Annotated in this window: 24 protein-coding genes; 2 read left to right on the forward strand and 22 right to left on the reverse strand. The window is 59.6% G+C overall.

All coding sequences use genetic code 11. The features are described from left to right. Positions 1-74: 74 nt before the first annotated feature. A complete protein-coding gene (locus tag AB4O09_RS24625) occupies positions 75-821 on the reverse strand; it encodes a tRNA-uridine aminocarboxypropyltransferase (RefSeq protein WP_003198361.1) in 747 nt (248 codons plus the stop codon). A 184-nt stretch (positions 822-1,005) separates the two neighbouring features. Between AB4O09_RS24625 and AB4O09_RS24630 the strand changes: the two genes are divergently transcribed. Next, positions 1,006-1,428 carry a quorum-sensing-regulated virulence factor family protein gene (locus AB4O09_RS24630; protein ID WP_003198359.1) on the forward strand — a complete coding sequence of 141 codons (423 nt, stop codon included), beginning with the start codon at positions 1,006-1,008 and terminating at the stop codon, positions 1,426-1,428. Here the strand turns inward: AB4O09_RS24630 and AB4O09_RS24635 are convergent, their stop codons facing one another. Both AB4O09_RS24635 and AB4O09_RS24640 read right to left on the reverse strand, forming a co-directional pair. Further along, positions 1,429-1,623 carry a hypothetical protein gene (locus tag AB4O09_RS24635; RefSeq protein ID WP_003198357.1) on the reverse strand — a complete coding sequence of 65 codons (195 nt, stop codon included), beginning with the start codon at positions 1,621-1,623 and terminating at the stop codon, positions 1,429-1,431. Positions 1,624-1,708: 85 nt separating this feature from the next. After that, positions 1,709-1,834, reverse strand: a complete 126-nt coding sequence (locus AB4O09_RS24640; protein ID WP_256212898.1) for a hypothetical protein — start codon at positions 1,832-1,834, stop codon at positions 1,709-1,711. Between the two features lie 254 nt (positions 1,835-2,088). Here AB4O09_RS24640 and AB4O09_RS24645 point away from each other — a divergent pair, with 254 nt between their 5' ends. After that, a complete protein-coding gene (locus AB4O09_RS24645; RefSeq protein WP_003198355.1) occupies positions 2,089-3,207 on the forward strand; it encodes an LOG family protein in 1,119 nt (372 codons plus the stop codon). A 45-nt stretch (positions 3,208-3,252) separates the two neighbouring features. On the opposite strand, the gene recX is transcribed toward AB4O09_RS24645, so the two are convergent. The 19 genes from recX to AB4O09_RS24740 form a co-directional block, all read right to left on the reverse strand. Continuing rightward, entirely contained in the window at positions 3,253-3,720 is a 468-nt protein-coding gene (gene recX / locus AB4O09_RS24650) for a recombination regulator RecX (RefSeq protein WP_003198353.1), read from the reverse strand. 8 nt (positions 3,721-3,728) lie between these two features. Continuing rightward, positions 3,729-4,781, reverse strand: coding sequence for a recombinase RecA (gene recA, locus AB4O09_RS24655; RefSeq protein ID WP_003198351.1), 1,053 nt, complete (start codon positions 4,779-4,781; stop codon positions 3,729-3,731). 83 nt (positions 4,782-4,864) lie between these two features. Then, positions 4,865-5,365, reverse strand: coding sequence for a CinA family protein (locus AB4O09_RS24660; RefSeq protein WP_027912188.1), 501 nt, complete (start codon positions 5,363-5,365; stop codon positions 4,865-4,867). Between the two features lie 71 nt (positions 5,366-5,436). Continuing rightward, positions 5,437-5,973 (reverse strand): lysis system i-spanin subunit Rz, encoded by a 537-nt coding sequence (locus AB4O09_RS24665; RefSeq protein ID WP_013692402.1) that lies wholly within the window; start codon positions 5,971-5,973, stop codon positions 5,437-5,439. Next, positions 5,955-6,518 carry a glycoside hydrolase family 19 protein gene (locus AB4O09_RS24670; protein WP_460107572.1) on the reverse strand — a complete coding sequence of 188 codons (564 nt, stop codon included), beginning with the start codon at positions 6,516-6,518 and terminating at the stop codon, positions 5,955-5,957. The genes AB4O09_RS24665 and AB4O09_RS24670 overlap by 19 nt, the downstream gene beginning before the upstream one ends. A gap of 24 nt (positions 6,519-6,542) precedes the next feature. Then, complete coding sequence (locus AB4O09_RS24675) at positions 6,543-6,974, reverse strand: phage tail assembly chaperone (protein WP_038858953.1); 432 nt, start codon at positions 6,972-6,974, stop codon at positions 6,543-6,545. Between the two features lie 13 nt (positions 6,975-6,987). Next, the gene (locus AB4O09_RS24680) at positions 6,988-7,899 is read right to left on the reverse strand and encodes a gp53-like domain-containing protein (RefSeq protein ID WP_460107575.1); all 912 of its coding nucleotides are present in this window, start codon (positions 7,897-7,899) and stop codon (positions 6,988-6,990) included. Between the two features lie 111 nt (positions 7,900-8,010). Then, the gene (locus AB4O09_RS24685; RefSeq protein ID WP_038858952.1) at positions 8,011-8,571 is read right to left on the reverse strand and encodes a tail fiber assembly protein; all 561 of its coding nucleotides are present in this window, start codon (positions 8,569-8,571) and stop codon (positions 8,011-8,013) included. 7 nt (positions 8,572-8,578) lie between these two features. Beyond that, positions 8,579-9,679 carry a phage tail protein gene (locus AB4O09_RS24690; RefSeq protein ID WP_038858951.1) on the reverse strand — a complete coding sequence of 367 codons (1,101 nt, stop codon included), beginning with the start codon at positions 9,677-9,679 and terminating at the stop codon, positions 8,579-8,581. A gap of 27 nt (positions 9,680-9,706) precedes the next feature. Next, positions 9,707-10,216 carry a hypothetical protein gene (locus AB4O09_RS24695; protein ID WP_038858950.1) on the reverse strand — a complete coding sequence of 170 codons (510 nt, stop codon included), beginning with the start codon at positions 10,214-10,216 and terminating at the stop codon, positions 9,707-9,709. Further along, entirely contained in the window at positions 10,213-11,367 is a 1,155-nt protein-coding gene (locus tag AB4O09_RS24700; protein ID WP_038858949.1) for a hypothetical protein, read from the reverse strand. The genes AB4O09_RS24695 and AB4O09_RS24700 overlap by 4 nt, the downstream gene beginning before the upstream one ends. An 11-nt stretch (positions 11,368-11,378) precedes the next feature. Then, positions 11,379-11,978 (reverse strand): YmfQ family protein, encoded by a 600-nt coding sequence (locus tag AB4O09_RS24705; RefSeq protein WP_028237195.1) that lies wholly within the window; start codon positions 11,976-11,978, stop codon positions 11,379-11,381. After that, positions 11,966-13,006, reverse strand: coding sequence for a baseplate J/gp47 family protein (locus AB4O09_RS24710; protein ID WP_028237196.1), 1,041 nt, complete (start codon positions 13,004-13,006; stop codon positions 11,966-11,968). Before AB4O09_RS24710 ends, AB4O09_RS24705 begins: the two co-directional genes overlap by 13 nt. Continuing rightward, positions 12,996-13,394, reverse strand: coding sequence for a phage GP46 family protein (locus AB4O09_RS24715; RefSeq protein WP_028237197.1), 399 nt, complete (start codon positions 13,392-13,394; stop codon positions 12,996-12,998). Before AB4O09_RS24715 ends, AB4O09_RS24710 begins: the two co-directional genes overlap by 11 nt. Further along, a complete protein-coding gene (locus AB4O09_RS24720; RefSeq protein WP_028237198.1) occupies positions 13,394-13,903 on the reverse strand; it encodes a phage baseplate assembly protein V in 510 nt (169 codons plus the stop codon). The genes AB4O09_RS24715 and AB4O09_RS24720 overlap by 1 nt, the downstream gene beginning before the upstream one ends. Before the next feature lie 286 nt (positions 13,904-14,189). Then, positions 14,190-15,152, reverse strand: coding sequence for an IS110 family transposase (locus tag AB4O09_RS24725; RefSeq protein ID WP_003199432.1), 963 nt, complete (start codon positions 15,150-15,152; stop codon positions 14,190-14,192). A gap of 318 nt (positions 15,153-15,470) precedes the next feature. Next, positions 15,471-16,511 carry a phage baseplate assembly protein gene (locus AB4O09_RS24730; protein WP_028237199.1) on the reverse strand — a complete coding sequence of 347 codons (1,041 nt, stop codon included), beginning with the start codon at positions 16,509-16,511 and terminating at the stop codon, positions 15,471-15,473. 3 nt (positions 16,512-16,514) lie between these two features. Continuing rightward, the gene (locus tag AB4O09_RS24735) at positions 16,515-17,753 is read right to left on the reverse strand and encodes a DNA circularization protein (protein WP_038857192.1); all 1,239 of its coding nucleotides are present in this window, start codon (positions 17,751-17,753) and stop codon (positions 16,515-16,517) included. After that, positions 17,740-19,314, reverse strand: a complete 1,575-nt coding sequence (locus AB4O09_RS24740; protein ID WP_038857194.1) for a phage tail tape measure protein — start codon at positions 19,312-19,314, stop codon at positions 17,740-17,742. Before AB4O09_RS24740 ends, AB4O09_RS24735 begins: the two co-directional genes overlap by 14 nt. Between the last annotated feature and the right edge of the window lie 16 nt (positions 19,315-19,330).

A 19,330-nucleotide genomic window follows, 5' to 3' on the forward strand; every position in this document is an offset into this window, starting at 1 on the left:
GGTCGGCGCCAAGCATGCCCAGCGAAGCCGGGGTGGTCAAGCAGCACAGCCGCCACAGTGTCCAGTATGGGCCACTATTGGGCCAATACTGCTTGCGGCGTACGGATAAAGGGTTGCAACTCGGCGTGGGCCGGGGTCGACACGTTCACCTCCTGCTGGCCCTTGGCGCCCAGGTAATGCTGGCTGAACACATCGAAATAGGCGTCCAGGGCCGAAGCGGCATCGCTGTCCCCCGCCAGCTCCAGACACAATGCCGCCACTTCGGCGGTGCACAGGTGCTCGCTGCGGGTCGAACGGCGCAGACGGTAACGCGACAGTCTGTCGGGCAGCAGGCTCAGGATCGGCAGTCGGTCGAAATACGGGCTTTTACGAAAAATCTTCCGCGCCTCGGTCCAGGTCGCATCCAGCAGAATGAACAGCGGGCGCTTGGAATGATCGAGGTCAACCGTGTGGGTAACTCGCGATGGCTCGACGTATTCGCCCGGAAACACCAGGTACGGTTGCCATTGCGGATCGTTCAGCAGCGCCAGTAGTTGCTCGTCGACGTCGGTGCGCGACCAGATGAACGCGTGATTGTCGCGCACCACATCGGCAATCAGCCAACCGGTGTTGCTCGGCTTGAACACTTCCTTGTTGGTCATGATCAGGCAGACCCCGGAGCGGGTCTCGACACTCGGACGCCAGGCGCACAGGCAATGGCTCTCGATCACTCGGCAGGCGCTGCAACGGGGCGCGCGCCAGCCACGGGCCTGGATCGGCCTGATCCCTTCATCGATGCGCTGGTCGCGCAAGCGGGCTACGGCGTTAGGGGCGTGATTCATCATGGGCAACGCCGACAGACAGGAAAACTCGACACGAACAACACTCGGCAGGGCAATAAAGGCCGGCAGTCTACCAGAGCGCACGAGCCTGTACCGTCCGCCCGGGCTCCCCTATAATTCCCCGCCACTGAACGCACAGTCATGTGATCGGTCGAACCACCAGTCACTGAACCAGGAGAGTTTCATGCTGCGCCTTATCGTCCCTACCGTTGCCGTTCTGCTGGCGACGTCCTTCAGCGCTCAGGCTGCTTCGCTGAAAGAACTCGAACTGAACAAGATGCTGCAGAACGTCGCCAAGGAAAGTAGCGTCGGTACGCCGCGGGCGATCAACGAAGACATTCTCGACCAGGGTTATACCGTCGAAGGCACCGAGCTGATCAACCACCTCAGCGTGCAAAGCAGTCACGCCCAGAAAATGCGCGCAGACCCCAAGGCTGTATATTTCCAGTTGGGCTCTACGGTGTGCACCAATCCAGGTTTCCGCAAGTTGATGGCCAAGGGCGCAACCATGCGCTACGAGTTCACCGAGGTTAAGACCAACCGCCCGGTCGCGACCGAGCGCTTCCAGGAATCGGATTGCCCGAAACCGGCCAAGACGAAGAAGTAATCAACCTGAGCTTGCGCGCCGCTGCTCATCGTCGGCGCGCAACTCCGCCACCAGCGCCTGCAAGTAACGCGAGCGCCATGCTCGCCCTCCCAGCCGACGACAGCATTCTTCCTCAAGACTCACCCGATTGGCCTGTGCCGATTCCAACAGCATCAAGTACAACTGCCTGTCGAGCTCCAGAGTGACCCTGGTCATTTCTCCCGCCTCCCTGCCCCGATCCGCTTCAATCCATCACGTGGCACCCAACCCTGGGCGTCAAATTGCATTGGCACGCTTGTTATCAGTAAATCAGAGCGGCACGCACCCGGCCGGCGATCTGACGAGCGGTGCGATAGTTCAGGGCATGTATCAGCGGTTGCCAACGGTCACTTTTGAGCGCCATGATCAAGGCAGCAAAGATCGGCATGACGGTCTAGATTCAAAGTATCCATAGTCTTTTCATCGGGCAGAAAGAGGCTGCCCGGCCAACACCTTGGCGTGTGATTGTTTTTATCAAAGGGAAAAGCAGAACCCGCTGGATGGCTTGGTCGCCTTGCTGCAGACCGCGTCAAGCCAGGTCGCCCTCCAGGCCGATGCCTGGGCTGACAACGACACACGGAGTGTCGTGGCCTCGATGAATCTCTCGTCCGGGCCGGGGTCCTGTTAAGAAGGAGAAGCTGAATGCCTTACAAACCGAATGACCTGCTCAGTCGTCATTTTGAGAACCACGGCCACGACCTCACCCGCAAGGTCGAAGAACAACTCAACCTGGTCTCCCCCAACAGCCCCAACCTCCCCATTTACCGAGACATGATCCTGACTGTGCTGCGCATGGCCCAGGAAGATCACAACCGTTGGAATGCCAAGATCACGCTACAAGCCCTGAGGGAACTGGAACACGCCTTCCGTACCCTCGAGCAGTTCAAGGGCCGGCGCAAGGTCACGGTCTTCGGCTCGGCCCGAACGCCTATCGAACATCCACTGTATGGCCTGGCCCGAGAGCTGGGGGCTGCACTGGCCCGCTCGGACATGATGGTCATCACCGGCGCCGGCGGTGGCATCATGGCCGCCGCCCATGAAGGCGCAGGGCGTGACCACAGCCTGGGATTCAATATCACCCTGCCTTTCGAGCAACACGCAAATCCGACCGTTGAAGGCACGCCGAACCTGCTGCCGTTCCACTTCTTCTTCACCCGTAAACTGTTTTTCGTCAAAGAGGCCGACGCACTGGTGCTCTGCCCCGGCGGTTTCGGCACGCTTGATGAAGCGCTGGAAGTCCTGACGCTGGTACAGACAGGCAAGAGCCCGCTGGTGCCGGTGGTCCTGCTGGATGTCCCGGGCGGCAAGTTCTGGCAAGGAGCCCTGAACTTTATCCGCGAGCAATTGGAGGAAAACCGCTACATCCTGCCCACCGACATGAAGCTGATGCGCCTGGTATACAACGCCGAAGAGGCCGTGGAAGAGATCAACCGGTTCTACCGCAACTTCCACTCCAGTCGCTGGCTCAAGCATCAGTTCGTGATCCGCATGAATCACAAGCTAAATGAACAAGCGCTGCAACAGATGCAGAGAGAGTTCGCCGATTTGTGCCTGAATGACTGTTTTCATCAACATGACTACAGCGGTGAAGAGCACGACGAAGCCCAGTTCAGTCATCTGACGCGACTGGCGTTTGCCTTCAACGCTCGGGATCACGGTCGCTTGAGGGAGCTGGTGGATTACATCAACCTGCCGGAAAACTGGGCCCAGCCCGCCCAAAAACCCCATCCCCTCACATGGGAGCCGATCAAGGTAACCTGAGCCCATAAAAAACGGCCTGCTATCGAAATAGCAGGCCGTTTTTGTTTAGTCATCCATACCGCGACCGCTGAACAAGCGGTTGATCATTTCCATGGAGTAGCCTCGATACGCCAGGAAACGCCCTTGTTTGGCTCGTTCCCGTGCATCGATAGGTAAATGTCCTGAGAACTTGCGGCGCCAGGTGTCCGTCAGTTGCTCCTGCCAATCGATACCGCTTTCGCGCAAGGCAAGTTCGATATCCGGGCGTTGCAAACCACGCTGGCCCAGTTCCTCACGAATTCGCAAAGGACCATAACCGGAGCGAGCGCGATAAGAGACAAAGCTTTCCAGGTAACGGGACTCCGACAGCAAGCCCTCTTCGGTCAAACGGTCGAGGGCTGTGTCGATCAACTCATCGGGAGCGCCGCGCTGACGCAGCTTACGCGTCAGCTCGACTCGACCGTGCTCGCGCCTGGCGAGCAGGTCCATTGCTGTTCGCCGCACCGCGACGAGGGTATCGAGTACGACGGTCATCGAATCGATCAGATGTCAGCGTCAGCCAGGTCGTCAGCGGTCTCGCGATTAGCCACGGACTTGACGTCTGCCACCGGGCTCAACAGCTTGTCACGCAGTTGCTTCTCAAGGGCGGCGGCGACTTCCGGGTTATCCGCCAGGAACTTGGCCGAGTTGGCCTTGCCCTGACCGATCTTGGTACCGTTGTAGGCATACCAGGCGCCCGACTTCTCGACGAAACCGTGCAATACACCCAGGTCGATCATCTCGCCATTGAGGTAGATGCCCTTGCCGTAAAGAATCTGGAACTCGGCCTGACGGAACGGCGAAGCCACCTTGTTCTTCACGACCTTGACGCGGGTTTCGCTGCCGACAACCTCATCACCTTCTTTCACCGCGCCAGTACGGCGGATGTCGAGGCGAACCGAGGCGTAGAACTTCAGCGCGTTACCACCGGTGGTGGTTTCCGGGCTGCCGAACATCACGCCAATCTTCATACGGATCTGGTTGATGAAGATCACCAGGCAGTTGGCATTCTTGATGTTACCGGTGATCTTGCGCAGGGCCTGGGACATCAGGCGAGCCTGGAGGCCGACGTGCATGTCGCCCATTTCACCTTCGATTTCAGCCTTCGGCACCAGTGCCGCCACGGAGTCGACGATGATCACGTCAACCGCGTTGGAACGCACCAGCATGTCGGTGATTTCCAGGGCCTGTTCGCCGGTGTCCGGCTGGGAAACCAGCAGGTCGTCGACGTTGACCCCCAGTTTGCCGGCGTATTCCGGGTCCAGGGCGTGTTCAGCATCGACGAAGGCGCAGGTCGCACCGGCTTTTTGGGCCTGGGCGATCACGGACAGGGTCAGTGTGGTTTTACCGGAAGACTCAGGACCGTAGATTTCAACGATTCGGCCTTTTGGCAGGCCGCCGATGCCAAGCGCAATGTCCAGGCCCAGGGAGCCGGTGGAGATGGAAGGAATAGCCTGACGGTCCTGATCGCCCATACGCATTACGGCACCCTTGCCGAATTGACGTTCGATCTGACCCAAGGCCGCAGCCAAGGCTTTCTTCTTGTTGTCGTCCATTAAAGTCCTCACGTAATCAATAAGGCCTGACGGCCAACACCTGTATAAGTAGCCAGTATTATTCCACAGCGATTGAGGATCGCCTACCCCTGATTTGAGATTTCTACAGCGGCATGTTGCAGCAGCCCCTCTAGCGCGGCCTTCACCGTTTGTCGGCGGACCTCGTCGCGGTTGCCTGCAAAGAATCGCTGCTCGCTGATCACCGTCTCGCCAACGCCCCAGGCCAGCCACACCGTGCCCACCGGCTTGTTCGGCGAACCACCGTCCGGCCCCGCTACACCGCTGACCGCCACGGCAAAACGCGCCAGGCTTTTATGCTGGGCACCTCGCACCATGGCCTCGACCACCTCGCGGCTGACCGCCCCTACCGTACCGAACAACTCGGCCGGTACGCCCAACTGCTGGGTCTTCTGGCGATTGGAATAAGTGACAAAACCGGCCTCGAACCAGGCCGAACTCCCGGGAATCCGGGTAATCGCCTCGGCGATCCCGCCGCCCGTGCAGGATTCGGCCGTGGTGACGTGGGCATTGAGCAACTGCAGGCGCCTGCCCAACTCAGCGGCCAGTTCGGTAATGTCGTCCATGGTGCTCTCCTGATTCCACGCAATTGAGGCCTACCGTACACGAGCAATGGAAGCTTGCAAGGCTCGAGGGATTACCGACCCAGCGCTCTGATATAGGCCTGACAGGCCTGCAAGGCAATCAGTCCGCGATCACCGGCGTCGGTGATGGCGATAATTCGTTGAGCATGCGCCGGGTCAAGTCGGGCGCGTGGGGCGCCATGATCCAGGCCGCTGGCGCGGGAGGCGGCAGGCACTGCACAACCGGCGGCAACATCGTCGGCGTCGAGGAGGACTGACAGCCGTACATCGGCAGTAGCAAGGCGATCGCGCAGACGATCCTGGTCACGTTGGGCATCGTTCAAAGCTCTGTAATGGGTTTGTTCGCTGGCGGCGAGCTGCTGCTCCAGGGCCAGGCGCTTGTCTTGCTCGGCCTTTTGCTGCGTCGCGGCCGCTTGGGTCATTTGATTAAGCGTCTCGGCCTGGGACTGTGCGAGTCGGGCCAACTGCTGTCCGTAACGCCAGTCCTGGAACTGCCACGCGAGCATCGCCGAACCGCCGGCCAGCAGCGCGAGCAGCACCACAATGCCCAGGGCGCGAGACGAAAAAGGCATCAGGTCGAAGGTTGGCATAACACCGCCTTCGCCCGGGCCCAGAGCTGCAGACGCTCCTCCAAGCCGTTCAAACCGCCGTTGATACGCCGGGTGATGCTGTTGAACTGATCGCGGTCGGCCAGTTCGTTCAAGCCGTTCTGCTCCCAGAACCAAGCGGCGGACTCGCTGGCCCATTGCGGCTGCTCAAGAAGCTCAGGCAAGGCCAGCAAACGTGCATCACCGAACAGCCCCTGACTGCAGCGAAGGTAATTGTCATGGCCGGTTATCTGGATCAGCCCTCGGCCGCGATACTTCTGCCCGTCGCCGTCAGCCTGGGGCGAGTTGCCCAGGCGAACGGCCAGGGTTCCGGTATCGTACTTGCTAAGGTATTGCTCGCCGCCCAGCTCGCGTACACAACGCAATTGTCCCGACTCATGACCGACCTGGGCCAGGAACGCGGCCATGCGTTTGGGTGTGTCGATACGATAGTGGGACATGGCGGTGTTCAGCGCGGAAATAAAAACGCCCGCTTGGGTGCGGGCGTTGGGCATGATGTTGATAAGTTGCTGCTGCGTAAGGTCCATGTTCAGGTCATCGCAAGTGCATGATCAAAGATGTACGGCCAGCCAGGACGGCGCAACCGGACGATATTCAGTGACTGGAAAGTGCTCATCCTGCGGCCAATCCCTCAGAGCCCGGCGATAAGCCTGGAGCTGTGTGTACTGTGTTTGATCCAGCGTCGTACCGCCGCCGTCGTCCATTTCGTCGCGATCCCTCGCTATGAGGCGGTCGGTTGCTGTGAGCGATCCATCACGCCAATTCTTCTCATTGGTCATTCGTACCGTGAGCTCATTAACGGACAGTTCTAGGAGCACCGGACGACCTTTGGCGTCCGACTCGATACGTTTGTTCAGGAAGGGAGCGGCAAATAAGGTTCGATATTCTTCATCGGTGATCTTGATCGCGTCTTCAGGAAGACTGCCAGAGTGATCGATAGAGTTGTAGAACCCACCCGTGGATTGAGCGTAATAAATCAACATATTCACCTCCCCTTCAATAACCTATCGCTCGCCATAGTCCAGTCCAATTTGAATAGGCGCCATTGTAGTCCCGCCCATAAAGTCTGAACTGGCTCAGCGAGCCTGTGGAGACTCCAAAAGACGCACAGGTGGGGCCTCCATCGGTCACTACGATGTTTCTAACAGCGTTAGGGAAAGACATAGGAAACGTTACGATAACGCCATTGGCATCCGCCCCGCTGGAAGAAACACCCCACTGCTCGATAACATATCCCGTCGGACTCGTTGTATCAGGCGTCCGCTTCCAACCATTGGGTTGCAATGACGAAGTGGACATAGCCGAATACTTCAACGCCACCGTACCGCCAATAAGACGCCATTGGTTATTGAGCTTGATGAACTCCGCCGTTTCGCCCAGACCGATAGTGATTGTTCCCTGCGCACCATTCGATGCGCATAGCACATCAACAGCGGATGCCGTCGAAACGGTAACGATGCCTGATCCAGCATTGACAATTGTTACTGTGGCGGCATGTATGATTTCGGCTGTAGCCGGCAGCCTCGCGGTAACCGGTGTATTACTGGCGAAACTGACAACTCCGCCAACATCCGATAGGGTCAATGTCGCCCCGGTGTTGTAAACATCGAATCCGCCATACTGCATCCCGCTGCGGAGTACGTATTCAGTCGTTGCAACGGCCCTGCTGTTATCGAATAGCGGTGCGGTAAGAAACAATCCGCTGCCACGCACGGCTGTGAGCAATTGGTTATAGAGGGCTTCAGACGGCACTATCCCCGCTGCTTGAATGACATTGAGCAATTCCTGTGTCACACCATTGCCCCAACTAGCGGGAATCAAGGAACCCGGCGTACCCGCCAAGGGATCCTCATCCACGAACCTGCCGTTCGACAGACCTGCGCTGGGCACACTTTTTGGATAATCCAATTTTTCGCTCCTGATTGACCAGCGATCAAAATGAAGGCGATATAAAGCCTCACCGTTAATGCGCAGTGGCACGATAAATTAAGGGAATTCTGATGTTTTGCCGTGGGTTGCTTAAGCGGCAGGCTCAGGCATGACAGGCCAGTTGATATCGGTAGGAAAACCGATCTGATGCTGGATACGATTCAATTCAACGCTATAGAGTTTCCACTCCATCAGCGCCAGTTGTTCCTGGTCGCTGGCGTCGCCGATGTCTTCGGCGTATTGGAAGGGAGCAATCCTTTGAACGGCCGCACGCAGTAATTTATCGCGTTTTGCCAAGGCTTCGAGTTTGAGATCAGCCCGCTGTAGCGCCTCGTCAAACACCCACATGTTCTCTCGCCACACATAGTAACTACCCGGCCAAGGTTCGGCTGTCCAGGTATCCGGCAACTCGCCAAACTCGATCCACTCCCAATGAGCGCCGTTGTCCTTGCGATACACCGAACCGCGCCAGTCCACCATTTCTCTCGGAACACCGTTCACCATGACCCAGGAGTGATGTTCTTGGGCCGGGGGTAGTTCGAAAGAAAGTTGGATACCATTACTGGGGATTTGAATGCCCATCCCAGGGGTTACGACAAGGTCTACCGGACCTGATAAAACACCGGTGTCGTCAAACAGGTAAATAAACATAGTCACCTCAGATCAGTTTGATTCGGGCGGGATAGGCGATATTTCTGGGACGGGTTTCAGTGCTGAAACTCCCGATATTGCCTACTATCTCTGGACTGGAAAAGAACAGGGGATTGGGATAAGTCGTACCGACTATCCCTGTTGCAGGCGCAGCATTGACGTCACGGGTGACGTCCCAAGAAGCATCAGCAATAGCAGGGCCAGGGCGATTGGCACTACCTGAGCTAGTGGGCAAATAATGGTTGTGGCTTTCAAGGGCATACATCTGTCTGCTGCCCGCCGAACGGTCAATATCCACCCCTCGTGCCTCATCCAACACGCGCAAGAACTCACCGCGAATATCGGGCATCCGAAACGTTGTCGCCCCATCACCGCTTGTCCACGTGCCTTCATTTCCCGGCCGGCTGGCTTCGCTCACTAACGCACCGGACAATTGCGCGTGATCCCACAACCACGGCCAATCGCTACGCACCAATAGGTTTCCGTTAAGTACTGCATACCCACCCGGAATGACTTGGCGCGTACTCTCGAAAGAAACCCGTCCCAGCGCCGTTGCATCAAACCGGCTCATCGGCCACCAAGCTCCGGTTTCATCACTGCGCAAATGCCACCAATCGCCACTGCCCATCAACACCAGGAATGGATAGCCGCTAGCCGCCAAATGGGTATGAAATCGGATCCGGTCGCTACCGGAAGCGCGCACCGTCAGACGGTTACCACTGTTATCCACACGTCGCACAATCACATCGCGAACACCGAGCGTCGCATTGGTTGCGGGTAGAGTTACAGTGCTTGCACCCGCACTTGCATCGATCAACACCAGACCCAACTCATCGGCGGCCAACACCTTGGATGCCGTGAGCCGCGTGATGACTGAGCGCATCGGACTACTACGCCCGAGAATGGTTTGCAGTGCCTTGATCAACTGGCCGTTATCCGCCTCGGACGGCGCCATACCGGCCGAGGAGATCACGCCCAGGATTTCTTGAGTGACACTGTTCCCCCATACGGCAGGGATCAACGACCCAGGCGTACCCGCCAGTGGGTTTTCATCCACGAACCGGCCGTTCACCAACCCGACGCTGGGAACACTTTTTGGATAATCCATGTTTTATTTCTCTCTGTGAGGCGGAGCTCAAGCCTGAGGAGTTAGCGCCCGGATAGCCGCAAGCACGTCATCAGCGACTTGGGCCGCGAGATCCGCCTTGCCTTTGGCCATGTGCGCGCGGATCTGTGTCTTGGCCTTGAGGCGCAGCTCGCGAAGTGCCATCAGGTTCGCTTCGAATTCGGCAGCCTTGGCAAGAATCTGATCCGCCGCTTGCCTGGCTGTGCGCCCTTTGACAACCCACGCCGAAACGGCCAGTGGAACGGCTTTTTTCGGGTAGCCTTGATCCTTGAAGGCCTGCGCCTCCAGGGCGGCTTGTTGGTATTCCAGGGCGCGCAGTGGATCACCGGCCAGCGTGCGACGTGCGCTGTCAGCAGCGGCATCGACCTTGGCGCACAAACGTTCGGCTTCCTGGCGCAACAGCTCAGCAGCATTCTCTTCAGTCAGCACCCAGGTGCCGTCCTCCCAGGTATGGGCAGAAGAAGGTGCAGGCGGGCGAAGTCCATCTTCGTACTGGTGCAGTTCTTGAATGACTTTCATCGGATCAGCTCCCAGGACAGGTGAACATTGATTGCGTTGGTAAAATTGACGCCGATACCCACGCTGTAATCGGTCAATGCCTGGTGCCCCTTGATTCCCATGCTCAGCAACAGTTCGTCACTATCGGCATTGGTGGCGCCCAATGTGTGCTCGGCCTGAAAGCACTGCCAAAGCGAGCGAGATTGAGAGTGATCAAAGCTGGCTGTGACGGTAGAAACCGTAACGTCGTTGACAACGTTACTGGAGAACAGCACACACATGTATGGGCCGCTCCAGCCCACCGCATTGTTGCCGATACTTTGTAAGGCGGGTGACAGATAGCTGTAGTTGCCCCCAACCCACCCGGCCTGAACAAACGCCAACGAAGTCACGGCGCTCGGAGAGGGTGTTGGATTACCCGCCACAAGCCGCGCCGCACGTGCATGCGGATCCAGCGGCAGATAAACCACCCCCGTGCCATTCACAGTTTGGGTCCAGGTCAATTGAGCACGGTTGTAGATCGTGCGAATCGTCGGCAAGGAGCCCGGCGCCCCGGTCATCACCCAGGCCAGGCACATGTCCAGGGGCGTGGATGCAAACCCGCCGCCGGACGCTCCGTTGACAGTCCCCTTCAACGATTCCGGCGAGAGGTCATACAGGCTTCCACGCTGCATGTAGAACGTCAGCGCGCCGCCTATGACCTGCGCCCTAAGAAAATAGCTGGCGCTGGGCAACAAATCGGCGCTGCTCCAGGCCGTCGTCACGTAAGTACGGGATCGACCCAACCGCCCACTTACCACCTCTTGTCCAATGCTGATGTACACACCCGCCGAAATCGAGACGCGACCGCCGCTGGTTGATAGTGCCGTTGGCGTTACTGCCAGACGGGCGTCTGCCGTTGCAATCGTTGGCAGCGGTAAAGCGGCGATCGGAAGCGCGATATCCTGGTTCCAGCCCTTGGCGGTAACTGACTGAATCGCCTCGAGCAGTTGATCGTTTTGGGTTTCATCAGGGGTCAGATCCCCCGCCTTGATGACATTCACAATCTCTTGCGTTACACCATTTCCCCAAGCTGCCGGAATCAACGACCCCGGCGTCCCGGTCAATGGGTTTTCATCCACGAACTTCCCATTCACCAACCCGGCGCTGGGCACACTCTTCGGATAATCCATCCGTTTACTCCCTAGTCATAATTGATGTGAACCTTGGTATGCGCCGGCGCACTGCGGTGGATCAGGCACTCCAGAGCCGAGCCCGGGTTGACGCCAAAACGTTCTCCCCAATAGCTCGCGCCAAAACGTCGGCCCAACAGCAGGCGACCGCCGGTGTTGAGGGTCCACATGAATTGCGCCTGCCAAGTGCCAAAGTGAGCCTCGCCGAATCGTGCGCGGCCCATGCGCGGGGCCTTCAGTTCAGTGATCGTTGCGTTGGGGTAACCCTGGCTCTTGGCGATTTCCACGTAATAAGCGATGGCCTGGCTGCCCACCGCCAACAACCGCCGACGCACCGCCAAGCGACGATCGTCATACAACGGTGTGGCGCCCAGGCACGGATCAGGCAGGTTCATCACCCGCTCCCAATCCGGCACCAGTTCACTCACTCCCGCCGGGTCCATTTCGTTGAGCAAGTCGGCGGCACGGGCGTCGAGGCGGCCCAGCTCCTGGGCGATGCCTTCAAGCACTTGCTCAAGTTCCGGCACGCGCTCCGGATCCCACGCCGGGCCGCTGGGCAGCAGGCTGCGCAGTTGGGCCTGGTACTGTTCGGCGGTTCTTATTCCAGCCATGTGCAGCCTCCGAACGTCAGCAACTGGTTGCTGGCGGCGACTACATCGGCGACGGGGGCGGAGAGTTTGTGGTCGGTTTCGCCGGTAGCGCTGCTGATGGCTTCAGTGATATGGCTTAGCAACAGCGTTTCGCCGAGGCCGGCTTCGCGGTTGTGCAGGTCGCGCAGTTGCGCCTCGACGGCCGCGCGCACGGCGCTGGTGTCCGGGGTGATGCGCAGCCTGTAGCTCACCGGCACCTGCGTTGGCGCCAGCACGTGCAACTCGGCGGTCACCGGGCGCAAGGGCTCGATATAGGCCCGCACCTCTTCCAATTGCTCGGCATTGGGAATCGGCTGCAAATCGTCGTCACGCATGACGAACAAGCCGACAGTGCCGGGTCCCAGGTAGCTGCCGCGACACCAGGCGCGGGTAATGCCGGGGCACTCCAGGGCCCAGGTTTCATAGTCCTGGGCCGAGCCGCCGTGGGGGATGATGCGGTAGGAGCGGATCACCCGGGCCCGCAGCGATTCGAGGCTTTCCCGAGCAACACCGCCGGTCAGCCCCGGCGCCAGCACGGTGAAGCTGCTGCCAATGCCGAGGATCGGTTGGACTGGCGTCAGCACCAGGCCGGCGTCGGCGTTGCCCAGGCTGCCAGCGTCCAGCGCGGCGATGGTGGTGCTGTTCAGGCCATTGCTGGTAGTGCGAGCAGTGGTCACTTTGAATGTGCGGCCATCGGTGGATTGCAACAGCGTGTCGACATCCAGTACCGCGCCGGCGGTAGCGCTGAAACTGACACTGCCGCTGGCCACCTGGGCCGCTTTGCGCGCCTGGTTCAGGCGCAGGGCGGCGATGCGTTCAAGGGTGGATTCATCGGCCTTGTCCGGCAGGATCTGCTCGGCGATCCAGTCCAGGTAGCCATACAGGCCATAGGCGGCGCCACCGAGGGTGCGGGCCAGCACTTGGGCATCGGACTGGCGCAGCGAATCGCTGGCCAGGTCGCTTTGGGCGCGCTTGATCAGCACCGGCAGCGAAGGGGTTTCAAACGGCATAGGTCACCTGCCAACTGTTATCGGGGTTGATGTCCAGGCGCTCGCCGTCAGCCAGGGTCAGGACCGTGCGCAGGTTCAGGCGCTGGGCGTCGAGGCGTTCGCTGATGATGTCGATGGCGCTGCAATGGCCGTCGTCGATCAACCATTGCAGGGCTTCGCGGGCATAAAATTCGGCGTCGAGTTGGGTCTGGCGGGTCAGCTTGACCCGGCGCAACAACCACAGCCGCGAGCCGATACGGTCGTCGGCAACGGTCGGAAAGGTGTCGCCCCACCAGCCGAAACGTTCTTCATCATCGACGGCATCGTCGTCAGCGGCGCGGCGCCAGGTGAACAGGCTGATCAGCACCGAGCGGGTCAGTGCGGCGTGCAGGTTCTGGCTGATGAACATCATTGACCTCCCGCCGGCGCGCCGGTCTGACCGTTGCCGGCCTGTACACCGACATGCACGTGTTTGATCTGGCTGATGCCGCCGGCGATCTGGTCGCCCTGGGAAACGATCTTGCCGGTGTGGTTGATGACCGGGCTGTCGATGTTCACCGCGCTGCTGGCGCGGATGTTCAGGGTTGCGGTCTGGATGTCGATGACACGACCGCGCTTGAAGTGGAGCTTGTCGCCTTCGTCGGTGTAGAGCGCCACTTCACCAGGGGCCAGGGCCTGGAGGCGAAAACGGCGATCGGCGACCACCAGCACCACCGCATGGGAACGGTCACCCCCCAGGAACGTGGCAATGCCCTCGGCACCGGCCAACGGGTTGCTGGTGAAGCCGTAGGGTTCGAAGTGCTCCATGTCGTCGTTCACTTCGCCGGCGGTGAGGCGCATTTGCAGCGACTGCAACTTGGTGGCCGAATTGGCGAGCACGACAGTGCCGCGCGCCAGGAGGCGGGTCAGTAGGCTCATTGAGGTTTCCTTGAGAATCGGGGACTTGAACGCGGTGTTCGGATCAACACCTCTATTGGCTGCGCTGCCGCCATCGCGAGCAAGCTCGCTCCCACAAGGGATTTGCGGTGGGCAGAAACTTGGAGACGGTCTCGAAATACTGTGGGAGCGAGCTTGCTCGCGATGGCGGTAGCACATCCAACATCGATGCAAGCTGACCCACCGCTTTCGCGAGCAAGCCCGCTCCCACAAGGGATTTGCGGGTGGGCAGAAACTTGGAGGCGGTCTCGAAATACTGTGGGAGATTCTATGTTGCAGGGCAACCCTGCAACATAGGCTTCGGCTGGTATTCGCTCTGATTTTTCATCAAGGCAAATGCCACCCGGCAGAGCTTGCGAGCAAGCACCACCAATGCCTGGGTTTTTGAGAAGCCTCTGACCAGGTACGACTCATAAAACGGTTTCCATCTAGGCGAGCGACATGCCGTCATTGCAGCGATATGAGCTAATCGGCGTATTTCTGGATCCCCCTTTTTGCTCAGGTATCGGGGACCATTCTTTTTTCCAGAATCATCGACCCGCAGGTCCATCCCTAAAAACGCGATAAATGCATCACTGTCCGCAAAATCACCTCGCATAAAACTCGTCGCCAACCCAGTTGCGACCAGTTCACCAACGCCTTCGATGGCTTTGCAGCGGTCGATATTCGCCTCAATTCCCGACTCTTTGCTAACTTTTTGTAGCAACTTCTGGATGGCCTGAATCGCCTCTTTGAACGCTTTTTGCTGAGCAATCAGCGCTTTTTTTAACAAGGGTTCGTCGGCCCAGCTCAACATAAGACCGGCGTGATTCTTGACCAGCGTCGCGCGCCGATGAAGCAGGCTTTTTAATGTCGTGTAAGCCTTCGGTGGCGGGTTCCAGAGCCGCAGTTCGTGCTGTTCATTGGTCAAATACCGCGCCAGCAGACGGGCATCACAAGGATCGTTCTTAGCTCTTTGGCCGATGCCGCGACGATAGTTGCTCACCCGGTAAGCATCCACGACATAGACCTGATGACCCATCGCGTGAGCCAGCTCGACGGTATCCAGGTGATAGATATTGGTGGCTTCAACGGCAAGAGCGCTTTGGGTGGGCAACGTTTTTAGCCAGCGCTTGAGGGCTGTTCGATCATTCTTGATAGTGTCGATGGCTTGCAGATCAGAGCGATAAACAACAATTTCGGCCTTGGCTATATCGATACCAACAACCGTCTGCGAGGTAAGGATTGTCATGACGAATCCTCGGAGCTAGGGTTTAGGTGCTTGTCGGGGTCTACCTTTGCGCTGGCTTGTCTCTATCGTCGGTTTACCGATGAATTCCTTATTGGCGCTTTGGGTAGAAAGGGCGGGACGAGAAGTCTCCCACGGTCCGTACTGGCTAGAGTCGGAATCGAGCTTTTAGTCCCGCCCACCCCTTCAAGTCTAAACATACAAGCGAGCCTGCTCGCGATGGCGGCAGCACATCCAACATCGATGCAAGCTGACCCACCGCTTTCGAGAGCAAGCTCGCTCCCACAGGGGATCTGTGGTGGACAGGCATCGGTGCCGGGCTCAGGTTTTGGGCGGTACCGGGTTGGCGTCGAAGGTATGCGGCGGAGCGACTTGCAGGGTGGTGACGGAGCCTTGTGCCGACAGCGAGTACGTCACTTTGGAAATCAGCATGTCACCGTCGAACCCCAGCACCGGGTCGATCACTCGCACCAAGGTGTTATGCCGCCACAAGTCGCCATTGGCCTGGCGCCAACCCTGCACGCGGTAGGTGGTGGTCAGGGCCTTGCCGGTACGGATGGCGCTTTCCCAGTCGGCCCGTTGCTGGGCCAGTTCGAAGGTCAACTGCGCGCTCTCGCTGATCACTGTCACCCGCTTGCGCTTGAAGCTCAGGTCCGTGGCGGTGCCGGAGACTTCACTCACCGCCGCCCCGCTCTGCTGGTCATTGCCCTTGTGCTGGCCGATGACCCGGTATTCAGAGAACACCTGGCTGTAGTCCATCGGTGCGTTACCGGAGAGAATGTTCTTGCCCAACTCCAGCACATCACTGGCCCGTCCGCCGCTGCCGGGTTTGGCCAGTAGCACGCGCCCTTGCGCGTCATCAGTGGAGAACACCCGGAACAACGTCAGCAAACGGTCGATGGATTGAAAGACCGTTTCCCCCGGTACGATGCTGTGTTCGCTCAACCGCGCGGTTTCAGGGATTTCACTGATGACCCCCACGCCGTATTGCGACGCCAGGGCCTGGACGATGCTCAACACCGTTTGCCCACGCCATTGAGTCGGGCGGTTGATCGCCGCGCAGTCCACCAGATCCTGGGTCTTGGAACCGCCTTCAATGCTCAGGCTGATCTGCCGACCGTCATAGCTGACCGGTGCCTTGAACACATAACCACTGAGGACCAGGTCGGCACCAATGCGCACCTGGCATTCATCGCCCGGACGGATCGGCACTGCTTGCGTCTGCCCCGGCCATTGCCAGGTGATGTCGAGTTTGAAGGTGCGGAACTGACGCTCCAGGTCCGCACTGATTTCCACACTTTTCCAGCCGCCGTAATCCAGCCCGCCGACGGTAAGCGAGACAGCGTTGTCGAGCTCGTTCATGGCTTACTCCCCGGAGACTTTCAGGTCATTGGGCGGCAGGAAACCAGGATGGGCTACGCCGTTACGCTGGGTCACTTCAGTCACCCGGGTGGCATCGGCAAATTGCTGATACGCCACCACCAGCGCTGGCAGGCTTTGCTTGAACGACAGGTTGATCAGCCTGACACCCGACGACGCCACCGCCGTCAAGTGCGCGGCCATTTGCTGGCGCAGGTTGTTCATCGCCTGGTAGTGCTCCGGATCAGCCTTGAGGGAGGCCTGCCAGATCGCATCGTTAAGGGCATCGCGCAGGGCCAGCACATCGTCGGCCACCGGCACGTCCCGGCGCTGGACCGGTTGCACGGCCTGTTGCGCCACCGACGGCGTGGCGCCCAACTTGACCACAGGCGCCGCCACCGGCATCGCCGCAATCCATTGCGCGGCCTGCACCAGCAGCGTGTCCTGCACCAGATCGGCCACGGCCTGGGCCGCCGCCGTGGTGTCCTTGCCTGTGGTGAGTTTGGGCGCGTCGGCCTTGCGAATGGCCTCCACCTGTTGCGACACGCTGGCAATCACGCCGCGATAGCCGTCACGGGCAAAGTCCTTCAGCTCGCGGATGTCCCCCAGCAATCCCTTGAACTCGGCCACCACGTCCTTGGGCAGCTCTTTCACCGCCTTGACCAGATCGCTGAGTTGCCGATAGGTCTCGATCAACGGCTTGAGCTCCTGCTCGATCACGCCGTAGATGTCCTTGAGGCTGTTGCGCAGATCCGCGATACCGATCCGCGCGGCCTTGATCAACGTCATGGCATCTTCAAAGCGCCGCACCGCCGAACCGAGGAAGCTGTCGGCCGAGACCAGCAGCAGTTTCTGGCTATTGATCGCGGCGGAAGGGAATTGCAGCGGCTGGTCGGGGTAGAACTTCAGGGCGAACGTCACCAGCCCACCGTCCTGGCGGGTCTGGGTCATGTCGCACTCGCCGACCTTGACCTGCATGCGCCCCAGCCACGGATGCACCAGTTCGCCGCTGCCCTGCTCCAAAGCTTTGAGCAGCTTGTCGCGCTGCTCCAGGCAATCGGGGCCGACGATGAACGCGGTCAACTCATGAATCTTCGCCTGCTGGCCGAGCCCTTCGAAAAACGGCTGGTCGCGCTGTGGATACTCATGCAACTGGCCCTTGTGGCCGACCGGGGTTTTCGCCTGATCGACCCAGAACCCGACGCCACGAAACGACGCCGGCAACAAACGATCACGCCAGCTCATTGGAGCCTCCTGTGGAAAGTGAGCGATAGCCGATGCGCGAACTCACCGCCAGGGCCGGTTGATTGGTCTGGGGCGGATCGGCGCGCAACCCGGCCGGGGCATTTTCGAAACGCACGGTCAGGCCGCCTTCGAGTTGCGTGCGGTTGTTGGCAGCACTTTGTTGCACCAGGGCACTGGAGGTTTGTGGCAACGCACCCGGCGCCAGCGAGGTTTTCGCTGGCCCGTTGGCGGACGCTGGCGCCAGACTGGAGGACAGGCCCGGAGGCTGCTCGCTGGCCCCGCCAAAAAACGCCGGCGCCAGCTCTCCCTTGCCTTCGGCGTTGGTCTGTCGCTGCGCCCCGGTCAGGCCTTCGACCTTGCCGGTGAACGAGGTGATCATCTCGCCGAAGCCGCCGTTGAAAAACGCCTTGATCGGCGCGATCACCTCCTGCAACTCGTTCCACCACTGGCTGAACCACTCGCCCACCGGCCCCCACTGCTGGGTGAGGCCCTCAATGGGTGACCAATCGAACAGGCCGCTGAATACCGCCAGCATGATCGACACCTGATTGCGGATGCCCTCCCAGATCCCGGCGAAGACTTCACCGATCGTGCCCCAGTTGGCCATGATCAGTCCCAGCGGCGTCCAGTCGAACAGACCTTTCAGAGCGTCCATTACCGGCACGGTCAAGGCCTTGAGCAGGTCCCAGATCGCCGCGAACAACCCGGTCAGGGGCGTCCAATTGGTAACAATCAAACCCAAGGGTGACCAGGCGAACAGCGTCTGCATGAAACCGATGATCGGCGTTGCCGCCGCCACGATCACATTCCAGAGCGCGCCAAAAAAGCTGCTGATCGGGCCCCAATTACTGATCACCAGCCTCATCGGGGTGAAGGCGAACATCGTCTTGAAGAACTCGACCATCGGCAGCACGATGGGCGCAAGCCGCTGCCAGAGCCCGGCGAAGAACGCCGAAATCGGCGTCCAGTGGGCGATGATCATTCCTGCCGCCAAGGCGACGCCCATTGCAATCAAGCCGATGGGATTCATCTTCAAGGCCAGGTTCACCACCTCGAACGCCTGGCTTGCGCCGCTGACCGCCATCTGGATCGCGTTGAACGCTACGACGCCATTTGCCAGGCCCTGTACCAGTTGCGGGTTGTCCTGCAGTACCTGGGCCACACCGCTGACCATGGGCTGCAAACTGACCGCCACCGCGTTGACCGCAGGCCCCAGGGCCGAGCCGAACTGCACCGACACGTTGCTGATGGAAGTCTTCAATCCATCCAGGTTCTGTGCCGCTACACGGGGCGCGTCAGGCGCCTGGACGGCACTGGCCGCCGCGCTCGCTGAGCCCGCTTCGTCCTTGAAGGCCAGCGCCGACTTGAGCCCGTCCATAAACGGTTGGGCCAGGCCGCCACTGGGCAGCAGACCGGAAATATCCAGGCTGCCCAGGCCCGTGGCGTCGAGGTTCTGCTTGAAACTCGCGACCTTCGCACGAAGGCCTGCGAGCTTGGGTGACAGCTCATCGATGCCCGTGAGCAGCACCGCTTTTTTCTCTACCGTTTGTGTGTCTGCCATCACTGCACCTGCTGCA

This window comes from Pseudomonas sp. H1_F01 (genome assembly GCF_054681425.1).